At 46.1% G+C, this 395-nt stretch carries 1 rRNA gene; it reads left to right on the top strand.

Going from position 1 to position 395, the window contains the following annotated elements:
* A 16S ribosomal RNA gene (locus G3N61_RS39275) occupies nucleotides 1-84 on the top strand; the annotation flags it as partial.
* Nucleotides 85-395 lie beyond the last annotated feature (311 nt).

The raw sequence follows: 395 nt of genomic DNA, 5'->3' as shown, positions 1-395 counted from the left end.
ACGGTCACCACGGTAGGATTCATGACTGGGGTGAAGTCGTAACAAGGTAGCCGTATCGGAAGGTGCGGCTGGATCACCTCCTTTCCAGAGCTTCTCGCAAAATTGAGCGCTCACGCTTATCGGCTGTTGATAAAGACAGACTAGCTGTCTGCGGTTAAACCGGTTATAATGCCGGCCGCTTTCAATAATCTTCAATGAGAAACATTCGAATGAAGTTTGGTTCGAGTTTTTCTCATTGGCGATTGAGCCAGTCAGAGCGGTACGAAAGTATCGGCTGTCGTTCTTTAACAATCTGGAAGAAGTAAGTAATTTGGATAGCGGAAGCGTCTTGAGATGGACGTGAAAACTATCCGGGTTGTGATTGTATCGATGTATCTCAAGATGATTCGAACTCT

This window comes from Burkholderia sp. Ac-20349 (assembly GCF_017104865.1).
Classification (GTDB): Bacteria; Pseudomonadota; Gammaproteobacteria; order Burkholderiales; family Burkholderiaceae; genus Burkholderia; species Burkholderia aenigmatica.
Note: the sequence above shows the minus strand (reverse complement) of the source record. Positions and strands in the feature narration are given on the sequence as shown.